The sequence below is a fragment of the Snodgrassella sp. ESL0323 genome (assembly GCF_013346865.1).
GTDB lineage: Bacteria > Pseudomonadota > Gammaproteobacteria > Burkholderiales > Neisseriaceae > Snodgrassella > Snodgrassella alvi.
Genome location: NZ_JAAEDT010000019.1, coordinates 178019 through 195518 on the forward strand (window position 1 = coordinate 178019; position 17500 = coordinate 195518).

The following is a 17500-nucleotide window of genomic DNA, read 5'->3' on the forward strand; positions in this document are numbered from 1 at the left end:
ACAGGACTGATCTTGGCATATTTCACGCAGAAGCGCTTGCAATGGCTGCTTTTAAGTATGTTGCTGTCTTCCCTTACCTCCATGGTGTGGGCTGTAGGCCTGCCAGCAGACAGCGATGACACAGATGACAATATTCCGCCTCCCAAAACCGGTTTCTTGCACAGATTGTTGCACGGACGCGAGCATAACGATTCACAACAACAGCCTCAGACACCCAAGAATCCGCGTGTTCCTGTTATTATTGATATTAATAATTCTGCCCTGAAAAAATTAATTAACAATTATTTACCCCTGATCACTCAGCAATTGATTGAAGATCTGGATGATGAACAGCTTAGTTTTTTGGCGGAAGAGGCGCCCCAACAAACGCAAACCATGCTGGAAACACAAGGCTATTTCAATGCTGAAGTTAATCTGGAAAAAAAATCTGATAACTACATTATCCATATTAAACCCGGTCCTCTGACTCATATTGAAAATGTTGATGTTTCTCTGACCGGTGATGTGACCAGTGATGATAATCTGACCAATTATTACAAAACTGCCATTGATAACTGGGTACTGCCTGTTGGAGACCCTTTTACCCAAAGTAACTGGTCAGCCAGTAAATCTTCTGTACTCAGCGCTATTGTGCGCAAAAAATACCCCCTGGCAACCATTAGCGCCAGCCGTGCGACTATTGATCCACAAAAAAATCAGGCAGACCTGTCACTTACAATTGACAGTAAACAACCTATATACTTTGGTGATATACAGGTTAGCGGAAATGAACGATATCCCGTTTCAATCGTTACCGGCATGGCTGATTTTACTTCCGGTTCCCCTTATGATCTGGACAAACTTCTGGACTATCAGCAGGCACTGGAACAAGACAGTCATTATGGTAATGCCGTAGTCAGTGCTGACTTTGACCATATGGAAAATAACCAGGTACCGGTTCTGGTTAAAGTCAGCGAAATGCGCCGTCAGAAGCTGACATTTGGTTTGAGATATGATACCAAAAACGGGCCCGGCTTTCGCGGAGGATATGACCACTATAATGTTTTTAATAAAGGTTTTGTTGGTTCAACCTTGCTGGATACAGACCGCTATGAAACTACTTTCGGTTTAGGTCTGAGCCAGCCGCGTGATAATCATGGTCATTACTGGACCAGCAATCTTAACTATACTTACTCTACTGTCCAGCATCTGGAGAGTCGTGCTTTATCCAGCGGAATGTGGAAAGTGCGCGACCGTAACGGCATTGATTCGCGTATCGGGATTGAATATGTTACGGAAAGCAGCAAAATTGAAGATGGACCTGATCTCGGACACAGTTATGCCACCATGCTGACAGCTTCATGGAAACGTCAGAATATTGAAACCCAGCTGCGGCCAGCCAATGGCTATTATCTGGAAGGCAAAGTTGGCACCACTCTGGGCAAACTGATATCATCAGCATCCATGCAAAGAGTTACAGCCAGTGGCGGCTACTATTTCACTCCTGAAAACAAAAAATACGGAACATGGTTTTTACGCAGCCAGATTGGCTATGTACATACTGGCGATGCAGTGAATGTACCTTCTGTGCTGATGTTTCGTGCCGGTGGTGCCAACAGCGTACGTGGTTATGAAATAGACAGTATCGGTATTAAAAGCTCACATAATTCAGTGTTACCTAACCGTACGCTGGCTGTAGCCAGTGTTGAATACCAGATTCCGGTGTATAAAGATTTTTCTCTGGCACTTTTTCATGATGCCGGTTCGGTATCAAAAAATTTCAGCGATATGCAATGGCGTCATGGTAGTGGTTTCGGGGTACGCTGGTTTAATCCCATCGCCCCGTTTGCCTTTGATTTAGCCTATGGTCATCACGATAAAAAATGGCGCTGGTCTATCAGTTTGGGAACTAAATTCTAATGACTGAAACCACTATCAACCCTGACGAAATATCAGCTCCCGCAGCACCTTCCGTACCGCCGCGAAAACCACACTGGAAGACATGGCTGAAAGCCGGACTGTATTCCCTGCTGGCTTTGTTTGTGATTATTGTGGTTATATTGTGCTGGCTGATTGGTACTGAGTCCGGTTTGCGCTTTGGGGTACATACGGTCCCGAAATGGTTTGGTGTGCATATCCAGACAGAGAACCTGAACGGCACTATCTGGCGCGGGTTTTCTGGTACTGATATTCACGTCAGTCATCGTGATTTTGATCTATCCATAGATAAGGTAAGACTTGACTGGAATAATCGCGAATTATGGCAACGACGATTTCATGTACGGCTGTTAGATGTAGGTAAAATTAATTATATAAATCACAGCGTACCTAAACCTAAACCTGTTCCTACTCTGCCCAACAGTATCAGCTTGCCAGTACAAATTATTATTGATAACATTCAGCTCGGTGGTTTTACCCTGGGTAAAAAAGAAACGCCTATTTTGCTTGCCAGTCAGGCCAGCTACACTTTTGACTACCACAAACATCAGCTTGTATTCAGTGGACTGAATACGCCATGGCAAAATATTCAAGGTAATATAGCCATTACCACACAGACACCATTCGCCCTGAGCGGACAACTTAACGGAACTGGCACCCTTGATAAAACTGCAGTTGAAAGTGCTGCGCTTATCCAGGGCAGCCTGCAACAACCAGATATATTTGCCCGTCTGGACGGAGGAGATATTCATTTCCGTACCCATGCCGTCATCAGACCTTATGCATTGCAACTCAATTATAAAATCGTCAGTCTGAACCTCCAAAGCCGCCATATTAATCCGGCTGCTTTTAATACAAGCCTGCCATTTGCCGACCTCAATCTTAATTTAGATCTGGCACCTGTGAACAACAACAAAAATCAGCTTGCCGGACATATTAAACTTGGAAATGAACAGCCACTGGCCTACAACGACCCTAAACATGCCGGTTTACCTGTACGCAGTATTGAAGGTGATATTAACATCGATAATAGCGGTAAACTTATCTTACCTGCATTAACTACACGCCTGCTTCAGCAGGGGCAGATCATTACCCGCGGGAATATCGATAGCGCATCCAGACAACTTGATATCAACAGCCAATTATTACGAATTTATGCCAGCGACGCTCTGACTACACCACTAACGGGTTCACTTAATGGCCATATTCATGTAACCGGCAACTTCAACGGTCTGACTACACAATGGCTCCTGTCAAGTGAGAAAGGTAATAGTGACGGGTCGATTCAGATTATTACTGATGAACAGAAACATCAGCAAACCCTGATACTCGATAAACTGAACATCACCCCCACTGGCGGCGGCAGCTTTAATGCCAAAGGCAGTCTGGCACTGTATCAGAATAAAGCAATCCGGCTGGCCATTAACAGCAACAATTTTAATCCCGCCAAAGTTAATTCAGATTTTCCGGCAGGCAGTATCAACGGACATATCAACGTTAACGGACAATTGGCACAACAACCTGCCATTCAGGCAGACATGCTCTGGCATAACAGCATTCTTTCCGGTGCACCTCTTTCAGGTAAAGCCGTCATCCGCTTTCGCAATCAGCATCTGGAACAGGCCAATATTAACCTCAATGCCGGCCCGAACCGGATAGCTACCAATGGCAGTTTTGGTAAAAAAGGTGATAAGCTTAATCTTGATATCAATGCACCCAATCTGGGATTATTCGGATTAGGCATGAAAGGTTTGCTCAGCACCAAAGGCTTTATCGCCGGAGAACCAAAAAAAATTACAGCCAATCTTACTGGTGCCGCACGCAATCTGCAAATTTCTGAACTACTTAACATTAATCAACTGGATTTTAAACTTCTTGGATCGCCTGATATTAATCAGCCATTACTGGTTAACCTGAATGCAGACCATATCAGCATTGCCGGCAGCGACGGCGGAAAACCCACGGTAATTAACAGCACCGATATCAAAATCAATGGCCGTGGCAGCCAGCACCAGCTCCAGGGCAGCAGTAATCTGACTCTGGACGGGAAAGCCTACCATCTTAATCTCAATGCGCATGGTGGTCTGGACCAGCATTATCAGTGGCGCGGACGAGTTAATGCTCTGGATATAATCGGCGCACTTAATCTGAAACTGCTCAATCCCATTCAGCTTGAGGCCGGAACCGAGCATGTCAGCATGCAAAATGCACGCTGGGCTGCTTTGAACGGTAACTTAACTCTGAATAATCTGAACTGGGATAAAAATAAAGGTCTGGTTACCCGTGGTTCAGCCAGTAATCTAGCTTTGCACGAATTACACAGCATCATTGAATTACCCCTTGAACAAAATCTGATTATAGGTGGTGACTGGAATTTCAGTTACAGTCGCAACATGCAGGGCTACCTGAAACTCTACCAGCAGGGAGGTGACATTACTCTGCCACAGCATCAGCAGAAACTTGAATTACAAAATGTACGTTTGGATGCACAATTTCAGAATGGTCATATCAATAATCATCTGAGTGGCATTACCCGTTATGGAACCACAGATGCTACTCTGGTAATCACTCCTGACAATAATGGCAAAGTACGTACAGCCCCTATCAGCGGGCGTATAAAACTTGATAGCCCTGATCTGAGCACTATTCGCAATCTTCTGCCCATTGGTATGCAGCTTAAGGGTAATATGCATGCAGAAGCCGGCATAAGCGGACATCTGAATGAACCTCTGCTTAATGGTACACTTACCGGTAATAACCTTTACTACAGAGATCAGGCAAATGGTACTATTCTTGAAAACGGCAACCTCAAAAGCCACTTTCAGGGGCGTCGCTGGTTAATTGACAGTCTTAGTTTTGCGCGCCGTGACGGAACTATTAAACTCAGCGGCGTAGTAGATATGACCAGACTCACTCCCGAAATTAACGTTACTGCCCACTTTGAACATTACAATATTTTTGATCAAATAAACCGTCGTCTCACCATAAGCGGTAATACTCAGCTACTGTATACTATTGCACACGGAATTGTTCTGAACGGTAAACTAAAAGTCGATAAGGGTCTCTTTGGTATGCAAAAATCAGGAATGCCACAGTTAGATGACGATGTTGTCGTACTAGGTCGAGAAAAGACAGCAGAACAGCAACGCCCTACACCAATCCGGCTCAATCTTGATTTAGACATGAATGATGCTTTTCGCTTCAGTGCTGAAGGAATTGACGTTCTGCTTGGCGGTCAGCTTACTGCTACTGCCAATCCGGGCAGTACTATTCAAATAATCGGCACAGTAAATGTTGTTCGCGGACAGTACAAAGCTTACGGACAAGATCTGGTAATTCAGCATGGCAGTACCATTTCTTTTGTAGGCCCTATGAATAATCCCAATTTAAAAATACGTGCCAAGCGCCGTTATTCACAGGTTGGTGCAGGTGTTGAAGCCCTCGGACGGCTGGACAGCCCGCGTATTAACCTGATAGCCAATGAAGCCATGAGTGAAAAAGACAAACTATCTTGGCTGATACTCAATCGCCCCAGCAGTGGTAGTGCCGGTGACGAAGCCGCCATTGCAGCTGCGGCCAGTGCATGGCTTGCCGGGGGTCTGAATGACAAACTTGGCCTTCTCGATGAAATCGGCCTTACCAGCCAGCAAACCCGAAATAGCCAGACAGGCGAAATGAATCCGGCTGAACAGGCCATCACAATCGGCAAACATTTGTCTAACAATCTTTATATCAGCTATCTGTATGGTATTCAAAGTGCAACCCAGACCGTCAGCATTACCTATCAGATTAGCCGTGCACTGCAAAGCATTGTGCGCGTAGGTACCGGATCAGCTGGAGGTGAAATCCGTTATACCCGCCGTTTTGATTAAGTCATCACTGATAAAAATGTTCAGAGTACACAACCGGCACATGGTTTAAAATACTCTGAATATTTATATATTGCTTGAATTGTAAAAATAAATAAATTATATTATTTAATTAATTTTATATGTAAATATTTATTATAATAAGTTTATTATGGAAAAAATAGAAAATATATTCTGGTCAGTGGCTGCCATAGTTCTTAGCGTTACGATTATAGGTTTAACTTTATCAAATGCTAAATTTATTTTCGGACTTGCCAGACACGGGGAAGAAACATCGGCTACGGTAATAGATACCAAATCCCATGACGAAGGACGTGGGCGAGTCGCCTATATACTGAAAGTCGAATATACCGATAAATATAATAAAACCTATATCAAAAATGATATTAGAACCTATAAAAACTTAAATCCTGGCGATAAAATTACAATTATCTATAATAAATTTTCTCCTCAGGTAGCCGATATCAAAGGCAACCATAAACGTAAAAAAATTTTTTCTACAGAACTATATGCCTCCTTTATGGTTATCATTACTGCAATTTATTGTTATCAGGAGCTCAAATCCAATCCGAATTTTTGGAAATTTAAAAGAAAATATTAGCTTAAGCTTTAAGTAAAAATTTAGTACAAATAAATAATTTTTTTAGTTAATGTTATTAGCGTATTTTTCTAAAATTCCAATCTATTCCAATTAAACCTTTATAACTCTTATCAGACATAATTCCAGATTTATAATAATTATTTCAGCAGATACATAAAACTATTGCTGATATCTGTATCTACTGAAAATACCAAATAAGTAACAATCTGCAATTATTTAAACCGATTTTCTGTCTTAAAACGACCGCCACCGGCAACAGTAAACCTTACAGCCCGCACAAACAGACCCTGTCAGCAAAGAAAACTTCCTAATTATTCCAGCATACCTGCAATACCTATTATCGAAAGTAACTTTATTGATCCATTCCCGTCAGTCATAGAAAATCTCCACTATCAGACTTTTGTCGAGGCATACTGTATGTATAAAATTGCTATGACTATACGCAGTAATCCCAAAGCAAACTCAGCATCCATACTATGAATCTTATCTATCTTTAGTAGAATAATTTCTGCCATTTACTCATAAAAAAAGCATAAAAACAATATATTGAATTTACTAAAAAAATATTATTTTTATTCAATAATTATTTCCTTTAAAGAAACAGAATGGACACATTACAAAGCATGTGGACTTTCTGTTACGTAGTAGAGTCAGAGCAGTTTTACGAATGAATCCTGCAGAACTGGCCATTACAATCGGCAAACGCTTGTCTAACAATCTTTATATCAGCTATCTGTATAGTATTCAAAGTGCAACCCAGACCATCGGCCTTACCTATCGATTAGCCGCGCACTGCAAGCATTGTGCGCGTAGGTACCAGCTCAGTCGGTGGTAAAATCCGCCATACCCGCCCGTTTTCATTAAATCATCACTGATAAAAATGTTCAGAGTACACAACCGGTTCATGGTTTGAAATACTCTGAACATTTTATATACTGCTTGAATTGTAAAAATAAATTATATTAGTAAAATAAATTTTCTATGCAAATATTTGTTATAATAATTTTATTATGAAAAAAATATTAAATATATTCTGGTCAGTGGCTGTCATAGTTTTTAGCGTTACGATTATAGGTTTAACTTTATCCAATGCGAAATTTATTTTCCTAATCTCCAGATATGGTGAAGAAACATCAGCTACGGTAATAGATACCAAACGTTCTTCTTGGCGTTCCTCAAGAAAACACGAAGTCAATATATTGACAGTGAGATATACCGACAAATACAATAAAACATATATTACAAATATCACAAGCGATAAACACGTCTCTTCTGGTGATAAAATTACAATTATCTATAGTAGACTTTCTCCTAAAATAGCTGATACCAAAGGTAACAGCGAATATAAATTAAATTTTTGTTTGGAATTATATTACTCCTTTATAATTATCTTTGTTGCAATTTATTATTATCAGGAATTTAAATCAACTCCGGATTATTGGAAATCTAAAAAAAGATATTAGCATCAGTTTTAAATAAAAAAATTCAGTAAAAAATAAATAATTGTTTTTACGATTATTCTGTTATATATTTTCATTATATTAATTTAAAATATTTAAATCGCTTTTTTCTGAGTTTTCGCGCTCGCAAAATCTACTGCCATAGTGATAGCTGCTTTGGCTTGCGGACTGTTTTTCCAGCAGCTGCTGCCAACCAGACTGGCTGCCTGCTCAGTGATATCCTGTGGGTTTGCAAGAGCAAGCTTATCCAATGAGTCAATACCCATCTGCTCCAGACGCATAATTACCTTTTCTCCTACCCCTTTTACAGTAAGCAAAGCCGCTTTTTCAGTTTCAGTAAATGCCATTTATTTCCCTTTTCTGAATATAATAATTTCAATATGATTTAAAATACTATAAATATCAGTTATACAGCAAACTGAAAATAATCAGATTCAATCTTAAAATTGCCAGTTCTTATACTCATCCTGATAAAAGTATTCAGGCAATAAAATCAGTATTTAGTTTATTCCTATCTGATTCAGACCTGAAAAAAGCGAGTACTCAACTCGCTTTTTTTACATAATACTCAGAACCACTGTCCGAAACGGCGAATATACCAGTGTTTCACTATCTGAGTCACAACACAGTAACAACCCAGTGTCAGTATCAGCCAGGGGAAATATTGCCATGGCAGCGGTACCAGCCCGATCCAGCTGCTAATCGGCGAAAACGGAATATAAATACCAATAGCCATAATTAACCCTGTCATCAGCAATACCGGTAAAGCAGCGGTACTTTGTACAAACGGTATTCTGCGGGTACGCAGCATATGTACTACCAGAGTCTGTGACAATAAACCTTCTACAAACCAGCCGGAATGAAACAAATTCTGCACTTCCGGCGCATTAGCATGGAACACAAACCACATCAGCGCAAAAGTACTGATATCAAATATAGAGGAAATAGGACCGATAAACAGCATAAAACGGCTGATATTGGATACATCCCATTTACGCGGTTTACGCAAAAATTCCTCATCCATTTTATCCCATGGCAGTGATAGCTGAGAAAAATCATACAGAAGATTCTGAATCAGTAACTGAATAGCCAGCATAGGCAGAAATGGCAGGAACGCACTGGCAAACAATACTGAAAATACATTGCCAAAATTAGAGCTGGCAGTCATATTCAGATATTTAATAATATTGCCAAAAGTTTCACGTCCTTTGATTACTCCCTCTTCCAATACCATCAGACTTTTTTCCAGCAGAATAATATCAGCCGATTCCTTGGCAATATCAGTAGCTGTATCTACAGAAATACCGACATCGGCATCGCGCAGAGCCGGAGCATCATTGATACCGTCACCAAGAAAACCGACTGTATGTCCGTTTTCCTGAAGCAGACGAATAATGCGTGATTTCTGTAATGGTGTAAGTTTGGCGAATACAGTGTGTTTTTCCAGCAGAGGTTTCAGCACCTCATCACTTAGAGCCTCAATTTCACTACCTAGTAAAGGGTGTCCGGCTTCAATTCCTACTTCATAACAAATCTTACGGGTAACAATCGCATTATCACCAGTTAAAACCTTAACAGCCACACCATTTTCACTCAGAGCAGCAATAGCCTGTGCAGCACTGTCTTTCGGCGGATCAAGAAATGTCAGAAAGCCGAACAGAGTAAGCTCAGTTTCATCAGCAACAGCATATTGTGCTTTCTGAGCTTCAGCACTAATGTATTTTTTACCAATCGCCAGCACCCGGAAGCCTTCCTTATTATAGCTTTCAGCTAAAGCCAGCAATTGTTCCCGCCGCGCTGCATCTAATGGTAAATATTCTCCGTGCTCATAAACACAGCTGGAAATAGACAGCATTTCTTCAACTGCGCCCTTACAAATCAGCACATGGCGCTGTTCTTCATCCTGTAAAACCACAGATAAACGCCGGCGAATAAAATCAAACGGTAATTCATCAATTTTATGATAGCCGCCATCGCTAATACCTGCCCTGTTTTCAGGTTCCTGCGCAAAACGCACAATGGCTTTATCCATCAGATTTTTCATACCGCTCTGATAGGAACTGTTTAACCAGGCCAGTTGCAAAACTTCACTGTCATTATTGCCATGAATATTCGTGTAATGCTCAAGAATAATTTTATCCTGAGTTAATGTACCGGTTTTATCTGTACATAAAATATCCATTGAACCAAAATTCTGAATAGCACTCAGGCGTTTTACCACTACCTTACGCCGTGCCATGGCCATAGCACCTTTAGCCAGATTGGCACTGACAATCATTGGCAGCATCTCAGGAGTCAGCCCAACAGCAACAGCAAGTGCAAACAGAGCAGCATCACCCCAGTCTCCCTTAGTAAAGCCATTAATCAGCAATACCACCGGTACCAGAATTAGCATAAAACGAATCAGCAGATGGCTGACACTGTTTACACCGCGATCAAACGCAGTCTGGCTGCGTGTACCGACAATTGATTTGGCCAGAGAGCCAAAATAGGTATCATTTCCTGTTGCCACAACCACAGCTTTAGCCGTACCACTGACAATATTAGTACCCATAAAGCAGATATTTTCTGCATCCAGCGGATCAGCTGATAATGGCTGCTCTTCAATAGCTAGCGAGCTATTCATACCAAGAGTATCAGATTTCTCTACCGGAATAGACTCACCGGTCAGTACGGCCTGACTAATAAACAAATCACGTGATTCAATCAGACGCACATCAGCCGGTACCATATCGCCGGCAGATAACAAAATAATATCTCCCGGTACCACCTCTTTAATCGGTACTTCAAGCTGTTCTGCATTGATATCTCTATGGCTGCGGCGCACTACTGTAGCAGTGGTGCTGATCATAGATTTCAGCGCCTGTGCAGCCTTATTGGAACGATATTCCTGCCAGAAACTAAGTACACCACTGAGCAGAACCATTACCAGAATTATTGTAATACCGCTCACACTGGTTTCTTCACCATTATGCAAAGGAATCAGATAATCAGTGAAAAAGCTTACCAAAGCCAGTGCCAGTAAAACAAAAATAAACGGATTTTTAAAGGCTAGTAATAATTGCAGCCAGACTGATGGTGCTTTATCGTGCACTACATCATTATTGCCAAAACTGATCAGTCTTTCTTTAACATCCTGCTCAGTCAGACCATTTAAACTGGTCTGTAAATTAGACAGTGTACGGTCAAGACTGTTGCGAGACTCCAGCACAGCCTTGATTACTACTGGTTGAGAAATGATTTTTTTGAATTTTTTCATAAACAGTACCTCACCGACCATGATGTTTCCCGGTCGGCAGATACTGTTAGCCCGGAAACATCAACGGCCTTGTTGCAGTTGTTGTTTTAATAAAATAAACGGTCGACTCGAATCTTCTTCCATTGTTTTATTCCCGGTTAAATAATCAGATACTTAATACACAGAATTAAGCACACCTTACTGAAATAACAGTCTTCCTTCTTTATTCTGTCTAAATAACTAAAACATCTGAAAGACAGCAATATTTCAGCAAGATAGCGTTTATACATATTTGTGATGTCAGCGTCAATTATATTTACGCTATACAAATTAAAAAACAATATTATTCACAATATATAATATTAATAACGATAATATGCACATAAAACAGACAAATTTAAAAATAAATATACGCAGCAAAATAGCAGTTAAAATTATGCCATAAACATAATAATCAAATTAAAAAAGACTGCTCTGTTTTACGTTCAGATAATCATATAACGGTTTAGGGATACCATATGTATTCAGATTATCAGATGATACCCATTCACCAGTTATTGCAGAAGATGCAGCATCCTGCCCAGTATTTATCTGAGCAGCAAAAGGCAGAATATGCAATTGACGATGAGTTAAACGATGACTGAATTCAATACCTTCAGTTAAATCTTCAGCAGTACAACCAAATTTTGCTGCAAGTTGATACAAATCATCCAGACTGTCTGCACATGGTACACACCATAAACCACCCCATATTCCTTTGGCAGGACGTTTATGTAAAAATATCGCACCATCACAGTTACGTAAAACCAGCCAATATAGCGATAAATTTTTTACACTTACAGCTTTTTTCTTACGCGGTAATTCAGCAATACGGTTCTGGGCATATGCCTGACACAGATCGTTCATCGGACATGAACAGCATATTGGCTTACTGCGCTTACACACCGTTGCTCCCAAATCCATCAGCCCCTGAATATAAGCCGGCATATCTGCTGCATTAAGTGGCAGCAAGGCTTCTGCTTTGCGCCAGAGCTGATCTTCAAAAGCTTTATTCGCAATATCACCGTCCAGAGCAAAAACCCGGCACAATACCCGCTTTACATTACCATCCAGAATGGTTTCGCGTGCATCAAAGCAAAATGCAGCAATCGCTGCTGCCGTACTACGACCTACACCACATAAAGATTGTAATTCCACACGACTGTGTGGAAAATTTCCCGAAAATTCAGATATAACTTGCCTGGCAGCCTTATGTAAATTGCGTGCACGACTGTAGTAGCCCAGCCCTTGCCACAGACCCAGCACTTCATCTTCATCAGCCGCCGCCAGTGCCTGAACATTAGGAAATGCAGCCAGAAAGCGTGGATAATAATCAAGTACCGTGGACACCTGCGTTTGCTGCAACATAATTTCCGATAACCATACCTTATATGGTTCACGACACTGCCATGGCAGACCATGCCGGCCATGCTGACGCTGCCAGCTTACCAGATGAGGAGCAAACTCCGCTTCCTGCACTGCTTGTTTATTCATAACACCCTAATTTAACATAAAAAACCATGATCAGCCTGAATAATTCAGGTAATAAACTAATATAGGTGATTATAAACATAAAACAAGAATCTGCTTTAAAAAGCAAAATTATTTCATAATCATAAACAGAGAAATATTATCAATAGTGTTAAATTTCATGATATAAAATTTATATAACAGTGATTACTTATGTAATTCTGTTTCAGAAGAATTTCAGAATTAACTGTTTTAAGGTGAAATAAAAAATATCCGTGATAAATAATTTTTATTATATTTGATTATATATTTCGCATGCTTTCTGATTTCCATTTTTACAGCTTTTACCAAAAAAATCCTTGGCCATACGGTTATTTTCCTTAACACCGTAACCATTTAAGTACATAAGTCCTAAAATATACTGACTTTCTGCATTATCTTGATTAGCAGCCTGCTGAAAATACTCAACTGCTTTTAAATAATTTTGTTTTACTCCGTTACCAGAAAAATATTTTTTGCCAAAATCAAGTAATGCATCTACATCACCCTGAGCAGCTGCGAGTTGATAGTATTCTAATGCTTTTGCATCATTCTGTTTTACACCTTTACCAATCTGATAAAAATAAGCTAATTGATATTGAGCAATTACTTCTCCTTGATCTGCAGCAAGCTGATAATATTCAAATGCTTTCATATCATCTTGTTTAAAATAAATACCATCCTCATAAAAACCACCTAATTGTGTTTGAGCAACTGCCTCTCCCTGATCAGCAGCCAATTGAAAATACTCGGCAGCCTTTTCATAATTTTTACCTATTCCCATACCTTGGTAATACATTAATCCGAGAATGTATTCTGCCGGAGCCAGCCTTCCTTGAGCAGCAAAATGGAAGTATTTAGCTGCATTTATATAGTCCTGTTCAACTCCTTTACCTTCATAAAGCATTAACCCTAAGTTATATGAAGCTTCATAGCTTCCTCCTTTAGTTGCTAACAGATAATATTTCATTGCTTCAGTATAATTTGGATGAGTAATTTTACCTTTATCATAAATAGCACCCAAATTAAATTGAGCATCAACTAAATTTTGTTCAGCAGCCAACTGATAATATTCAATACATTTATTGTAATTCTGTTCTACACCTTTACCAGCGAAATACATTCCGGCTAAATGATATTGCCCAATAGCATTTCCCTGTTCTGCTGCAGCTGAATAAAACTCAACCGCTTTCTTATAATTCTGTTTCACACCAATACCATCTTCATATAAAAGACCTAAATTGATTTGTGCATCACTATTTCCCTGCTTTGCAGCCAAATCATAGTATTTATATGCTTGTGTATAATCTTTTTTTATACCTAATCCATTTTCATATAACACGCCCAGATTATATTGCGCATCAGAATGACCTTTGAATGATGCCTGCTGAAAATATTCAGCAGCTTTAGCATAATCCTGAGCCACACCATGTCCATCGCGATACATACACCCTATATTAAATTGTGCATCACTATTATCCTGTTGCGCAGCTAACTGATAATATTCAAGACTCTTATTGAAATCCTGTTCTACGCCTGTTCCATAATAATACATACTACCTAAACTCCATTGGGCAGCAGCATCTCCCTGTGCAGCAGCAACTGTATAACACTTAATCGCTTTTAAATAATTCTGTTCTACACCTACCCCGTAGTAGTACATATTACCTAGATTAATTAATGCATTAACATTTCCCTGTTTTGCGGCCAACTTATAGTATTTATATGCTTCTGCATAATTTTGCTCTGTTTCTTCTCCATCCGCATACATAACACCCAGAGAAAATTGTGCATCTGCATCTCCTTTTTTTGCCGCTTCCAGAGTACTTATAAATTTATCTGAATTTTTGGTTTCCATCTTCTTATTATTCCTTTTACAGTAAGCTTTTAAACTTTTTCAGAATATTTTTATCTGCAAATATAAATAACCTCAATCATAGAGATCAATAATAAAAAAGTTATATAGCATTCAGACATCATCAAAGATTTTTGTACTACTTTTTTTATAAATTTTCTGAAAATACTTTTATTTCTTTATTCCAAAACCATTTTCTTCATAAGCTCCAGATTATGCTGAGCTCCAGAGTGTCCTTGTTCTGCCGCCAGATTAAAGTATTCATATGCCTCTGCATAATTTTGCTCTGCTCCTTCTCCATTTATATACATAAAACCCAGAGCAAATTGTGCATCACTATTTCCCTGTTCCGCAGCTAGCTGATAATATTCAAGACTCTTATTGAAATCCTGTTCTACGCCTGTTCCATAATAAAACATACTACCTGCATAATATTGAGCAATAGGATTTCCTTGCTCAGCGGCAGCCAGATAATACTCAAATGCTTTTGCATAATTCTGTTCTACACCATCACCGTTTTCATATAAAATACCTAAATTAATTTGTGCATCACTATTTCCCTGTTCTGCAGCCAGCTTATAATATTTATATGCCTCCGCATAATCCTGAGCAACACCTTCACCAGTTTTATAAATATATCCTAAAGTAAATTGTGCCTTACTATTACCCTGTTGCGCTGCTAACTGATAGTATTCAATACTTTTAGTATAATTTTGTTCTACGCCTTTTCCATAGTAATATAAATTAGCTAAGTTATACTGGGCAGTAACATCTCCTTGCGCAGCTGCAGCTGAATAATACTCAACCGCCTTTTCATAATTTTGCTCTACACCATAGCCGTTGTAATATAAAAATCCTAATTTACTTTGGGCAATATCAACTCCCTGTGCAGCTGCAGCCAAATAATACTCAGCTGCCTTTTCATAATTCTGCTCTACACCATAACCATCTTCATACAATATACCTAAATTACTCTGAGCATTTGCATTTCCCTGTGCAGCTGCAGCTGAATAATACTTAGCTGCCTTTTCATAATTCTGCTCTACACCATAACCATCACTATACAATATACCCAGATTACATTGAGCGGAAGCATCCCCCTGTGCAGCTGCAGCCGCATAATATTCAGCTGCCTTTTCATAATTCTGCTCTACGCCATAGCCCTCGCTATACAGTAAACCTAAATTGAATTGTGCATCGATATTTCCTTGTTTTGCGGCCAGTTCATAATATTTATATGCCTCTGCATAATTTTGCTCTGTTCCTTCTCCATCCTCATACATAACACCCAGAGCAAATTGTGCATCCGCATTCCCCTTTCGAGCCGCTTCCAGAGTACTTAAAAATTTATCTGATTTTTTAGTTTCCATTTTCTTATTATTCCTTTTACAGTAAGCCTTTAAATTTTTTCAGAATATTTTTATCTGCATATATAAATAACCTCAATCACAGGGATCAATAATAAAAAAGTTATGTAGCATTCAGAAATCATAAAAGATTTTTGTACTACTTCTTTTATAAATTTTCTGAAAATACTTCTATTACTTCATTCCAAAACCATTTTCTTGCATAAGCTCCAGATTATGCTGAGCTCCAGAGTGTCCTTGTTCTGCCGCCAGAATAAAGTATTCATAAGCCTCTGCATAATTTTGCTCTGTTTCTTCTCCATTCTTATACATAAAACCAAGAGAAAATTGTGCATCGCTATTACCTTGTTGCGCAGCTAACTGAAAATATTCAAAGCTTTTAGTGTAATTCTGTTCTGTACCTTTACCGAAATAATATAATTATTTTTTAAGGTATTTTCACTATAAATTCATACAACCGATTTTATTACAAATGATTAAATTTTATTTACATTTCCAACTCATTGAACAGTCAGTATATATCCATATCATCAAGATAATTTGATAAAAATTTATATTCAATCGTTTATATTTACTATGTAGTTATGATCAGATCCACAAATATAAATATGTAAGCAAGGATGATATCTATGTCCTGCCAAGCCAAGCTTACATATATTCTGGTATAGCTCAATATATATTAGCTAAATTTGTATTGTGCATATTGACCGGCTACCTGCTACAAACTATAGAATTAATATACTCAAATAATATAATTTTATGCTGTTCATTCTTCATTTTTATCCATATTACTCAAATCAAATTGCAGATCACCATTACCCTGTTGTATAGCTAACTGACAATACTCAAGACCTTTAGCACAATCCTGTTCTACACCGCGACCATAATAATACATTAAGCCCAGCTGGACTTGCGCTTCAGTATTTCCCTGCTCTGCTGCCTGCTGAAAATAATTCGCGGCTTTAACATAATCCTGAGCAACAACTTCACCAGCATTATAAATACATCCTAATAAATATTGCGCTTCACTATCACCCTGCAGAGCTGCTAACTGAAAATATTCAATACTTTTAATGTAATCTTTTCTTCCGTCCACCCCGTAGTAATAAAATTTACCTAAAATGAATTGAGCATTAATATTTCCTTGCTCAGCAGCCAGCTTATAGTACTTACGTGCTTCGGCATAATTTTGCTCTGTTCCGATTCCCTGCTCATACATATTACCCAGAAGATATTGCACATTATGATTATCTTCACCTTGTTGCACAGCCAACAGATAATACTTAAGGCTTTTAACATAGTTCTGATCTACACCTTTACCATCATAATACATACAACCTAAATTGACTTGTGCTTGAGTATTTCCCTGTTCAGCAGCTAATTTATAGTATTTATATGCCTCTGCATAATTTTGCTCTGTTTCTTCTCCGTTCTCATACATGACACCCAATATAAACTGGGCATCTGCATCTCCTTTTCTTGCCGCATTCAGAGTACTTAAAAATTTATCTGATTTTTTCGTTTCCATATTCTCATTATTCCTTTTACAGGGTTGCTGTTAAAATATCGGATTTCAGACTTTTTTAAATATCATTAATCATCGAATTAATTCTATTTAATTTTTCAATCATACTTTAATACAGTA

11 protein-coding genes and 1 pseudogene are annotated in these 17500 nt (G+C 39.0%); 5 read left to right on the forward strand and 7 right to left on the reverse strand.

The window, feature by feature from the left end:
- Window positions 1–12: 12 nt before the first annotated feature.
- The 5 genes from GY065_RS08150 (at window position 13) to GY065_RS08165 (ending at window position 7850) form a co-directional block, all read left to right on the forward strand.
- Window positions 13–1899 carry an autotransporter assembly complex family protein gene (locus tag GY065_RS08150; RefSeq protein ID WP_244621513.1) on the forward strand — a complete coding sequence of 629 codons (1887 nt, stop codon included), beginning with the start codon at window positions 13–15 and terminating at the stop codon, window positions 1897–1899.
- Window positions 1899–5789 carry a translocation/assembly module TamB domain-containing protein gene (locus GY065_RS08155; RefSeq protein ID WP_174833743.1) on the forward strand — a complete coding sequence of 1297 codons (3891 nt, stop codon included), beginning with the start codon at window positions 1899–1901 and terminating at the stop codon, window positions 5787–5789. Before GY065_RS08150 ends, GY065_RS08155 begins: the two co-directional genes overlap by 1 nt.
- A 148-nt stretch (window positions 5790–5937) precedes the next feature.
- Window positions 5938–6387 (forward strand): DUF3592 domain-containing protein, encoded by a 450-nt coding sequence (locus GY065_RS08160; RefSeq protein ID WP_174833744.1) that lies wholly within the window; start codon window positions 5938–5940, stop codon window positions 6385–6387.
- Between the two features lie 667 nt (window positions 6388–7054).
- Window positions 7055–7222 (forward strand): translocation/assembly module TamB domain-containing protein, encoded by a 168-nt coding sequence (locus GY065_RS13610; RefSeq protein WP_371731952.1) that lies wholly within the window; start codon window positions 7055–7057, stop codon window positions 7220–7222.
- 175 nt (window positions 7223–7397) lie between these two features.
- Complete coding sequence (locus GY065_RS08165) at window positions 7398–7850, forward strand: hypothetical protein (RefSeq protein ID WP_174833745.1); 453 nt, start codon at window positions 7398–7400, stop codon at window positions 7848–7850.
- 92 nt (window positions 7851–7942) lie between these two features.
- Here the strand turns inward: GY065_RS08165 and GY065_RS08170 are convergent, their stop codons facing one another.
- From GY065_RS08170 to GY065_RS08205, 7 genes and pseudogenes are all read right to left on the reverse strand, one after another.
- Window positions 7943–8194 (reverse strand): helix-hairpin-helix domain-containing protein, encoded by a 252-nt coding sequence (locus GY065_RS08170; RefSeq protein WP_037475272.1) that lies wholly within the window; start codon window positions 8192–8194, stop codon window positions 7943–7945.
- A 221-nt stretch (window positions 8195–8415) separates the two neighbouring features.
- Complete coding sequence (mgtA, locus tag GY065_RS08175) at window positions 8416–11127, reverse strand: magnesium-translocating P-type ATPase (RefSeq protein WP_202984075.1); 2712 nt, start codon at window positions 11125–11127, stop codon at window positions 8416–8418.
- 417 nt (window positions 11128–11544) lie between these two features.
- Entirely contained in the window at window positions 11545–12618 is a 1074-nt protein-coding gene (mutY, locus tag GY065_RS08180; protein WP_174833746.1) for an A/G-specific adenine glycosylase, read from the reverse strand.
- A gap of 268 nt (window positions 12619–12886) precedes the next feature.
- Complete coding sequence (locus GY065_RS08185; protein ID WP_174833747.1) at window positions 12887–14491, reverse strand: SEL1-like repeat protein; 1605 nt, start codon at window positions 14489–14491, stop codon at window positions 12887–12889.
- Between the two features lie 176 nt (window positions 14492–14667).
- On the reverse strand, window positions 14668–15858 hold the full coding sequence (locus GY065_RS08190; protein ID WP_174833748.1) for an SEL1-like repeat protein: 1191 nt from the start codon (window positions 15856–15858) through the stop codon (window positions 14668–14670).
- A gap of 171 nt (window positions 15859–16029) precedes the next feature.
- Window positions 16030–16263: pseudogene (locus GY065_RS13615) on the reverse strand (tetratricopeptide repeat protein); the annotation flags it as partial.
- 358 nt (window positions 16264–16621) lie between these two features.
- Complete coding sequence (locus GY065_RS08205) at window positions 16622–17383, reverse strand: tetratricopeptide repeat protein (RefSeq protein WP_174833750.1); 762 nt, start codon at window positions 17381–17383, stop codon at window positions 16622–16624.
- Between the last annotated feature and the right edge of the window lie 117 nt (window positions 17384–17500).

Excerpts from the sequence above, each read along its gene's own strand:
- GY065_RS08185 (WP_174833747.1), bottom strand. The coding sequence starts at position 14,491 with ATGGAAACCAAAAATTCAGATAAATTTATAAGTACTCTGGAAGCGGCA.
- GY065_RS08205 (WP_174833750.1), bottom strand. The coding sequence starts at position 17,383 with ATGGAAACGAAAAAATCAGATAAATTTTTAAGTACTCTGAATGCGGCA.
- GY065_RS08170 (WP_037475272.1), bottom strand. The coding sequence starts at position 8,194 with ATGGCATTTACTGAAACTGAAAAAGCGGCTTTGCTTACTGTAAAAGGG.
- GY065_RS08190 (WP_174833748.1), bottom strand. The coding sequence starts at position 15,858 with ATGGAAACTAAAAAATCAGATAAATTTTTAAGTACTCTGGAAGCGGCT.
- mutY (WP_174833746.1), bottom strand. The coding sequence starts at position 12,618 with ATGAATAAACAAGCAGTGCAGGAAGCGGAGTTTGCTCCTCATCTGGTA.
- mgtA (WP_202984075.1), bottom strand. The coding sequence starts at position 11,127 with ATGGTCGGTGAGGTACTGTTTATGAAAAAATTCAAAAAAATCATTTCT.
- GY065_RS08165 (WP_174833745.1), top strand. The coding sequence starts at position 7,398 with ATGAAAAAAATATTAAATATATTCTGGTCAGTGGCTGTCATAGTTTTT.
- GY065_RS08155 (WP_174833743.1), top strand. The coding sequence starts at position 1,899 with ATGACTGAAACCACTATCAACCCTGACGAAATATCAGCTCCCGCAGCA.
- GY065_RS08160 (WP_174833744.1), top strand. The coding sequence starts at position 5,938 with ATGGAAAAAATAGAAAATATATTCTGGTCAGTGGCTGCCATAGTTCTT.
- GY065_RS13610 (WP_371731952.1), top strand. The coding sequence starts at position 7,055 with ATGAATCCTGCAGAACTGGCCATTACAATCGGCAAACGCTTGTCTAAC.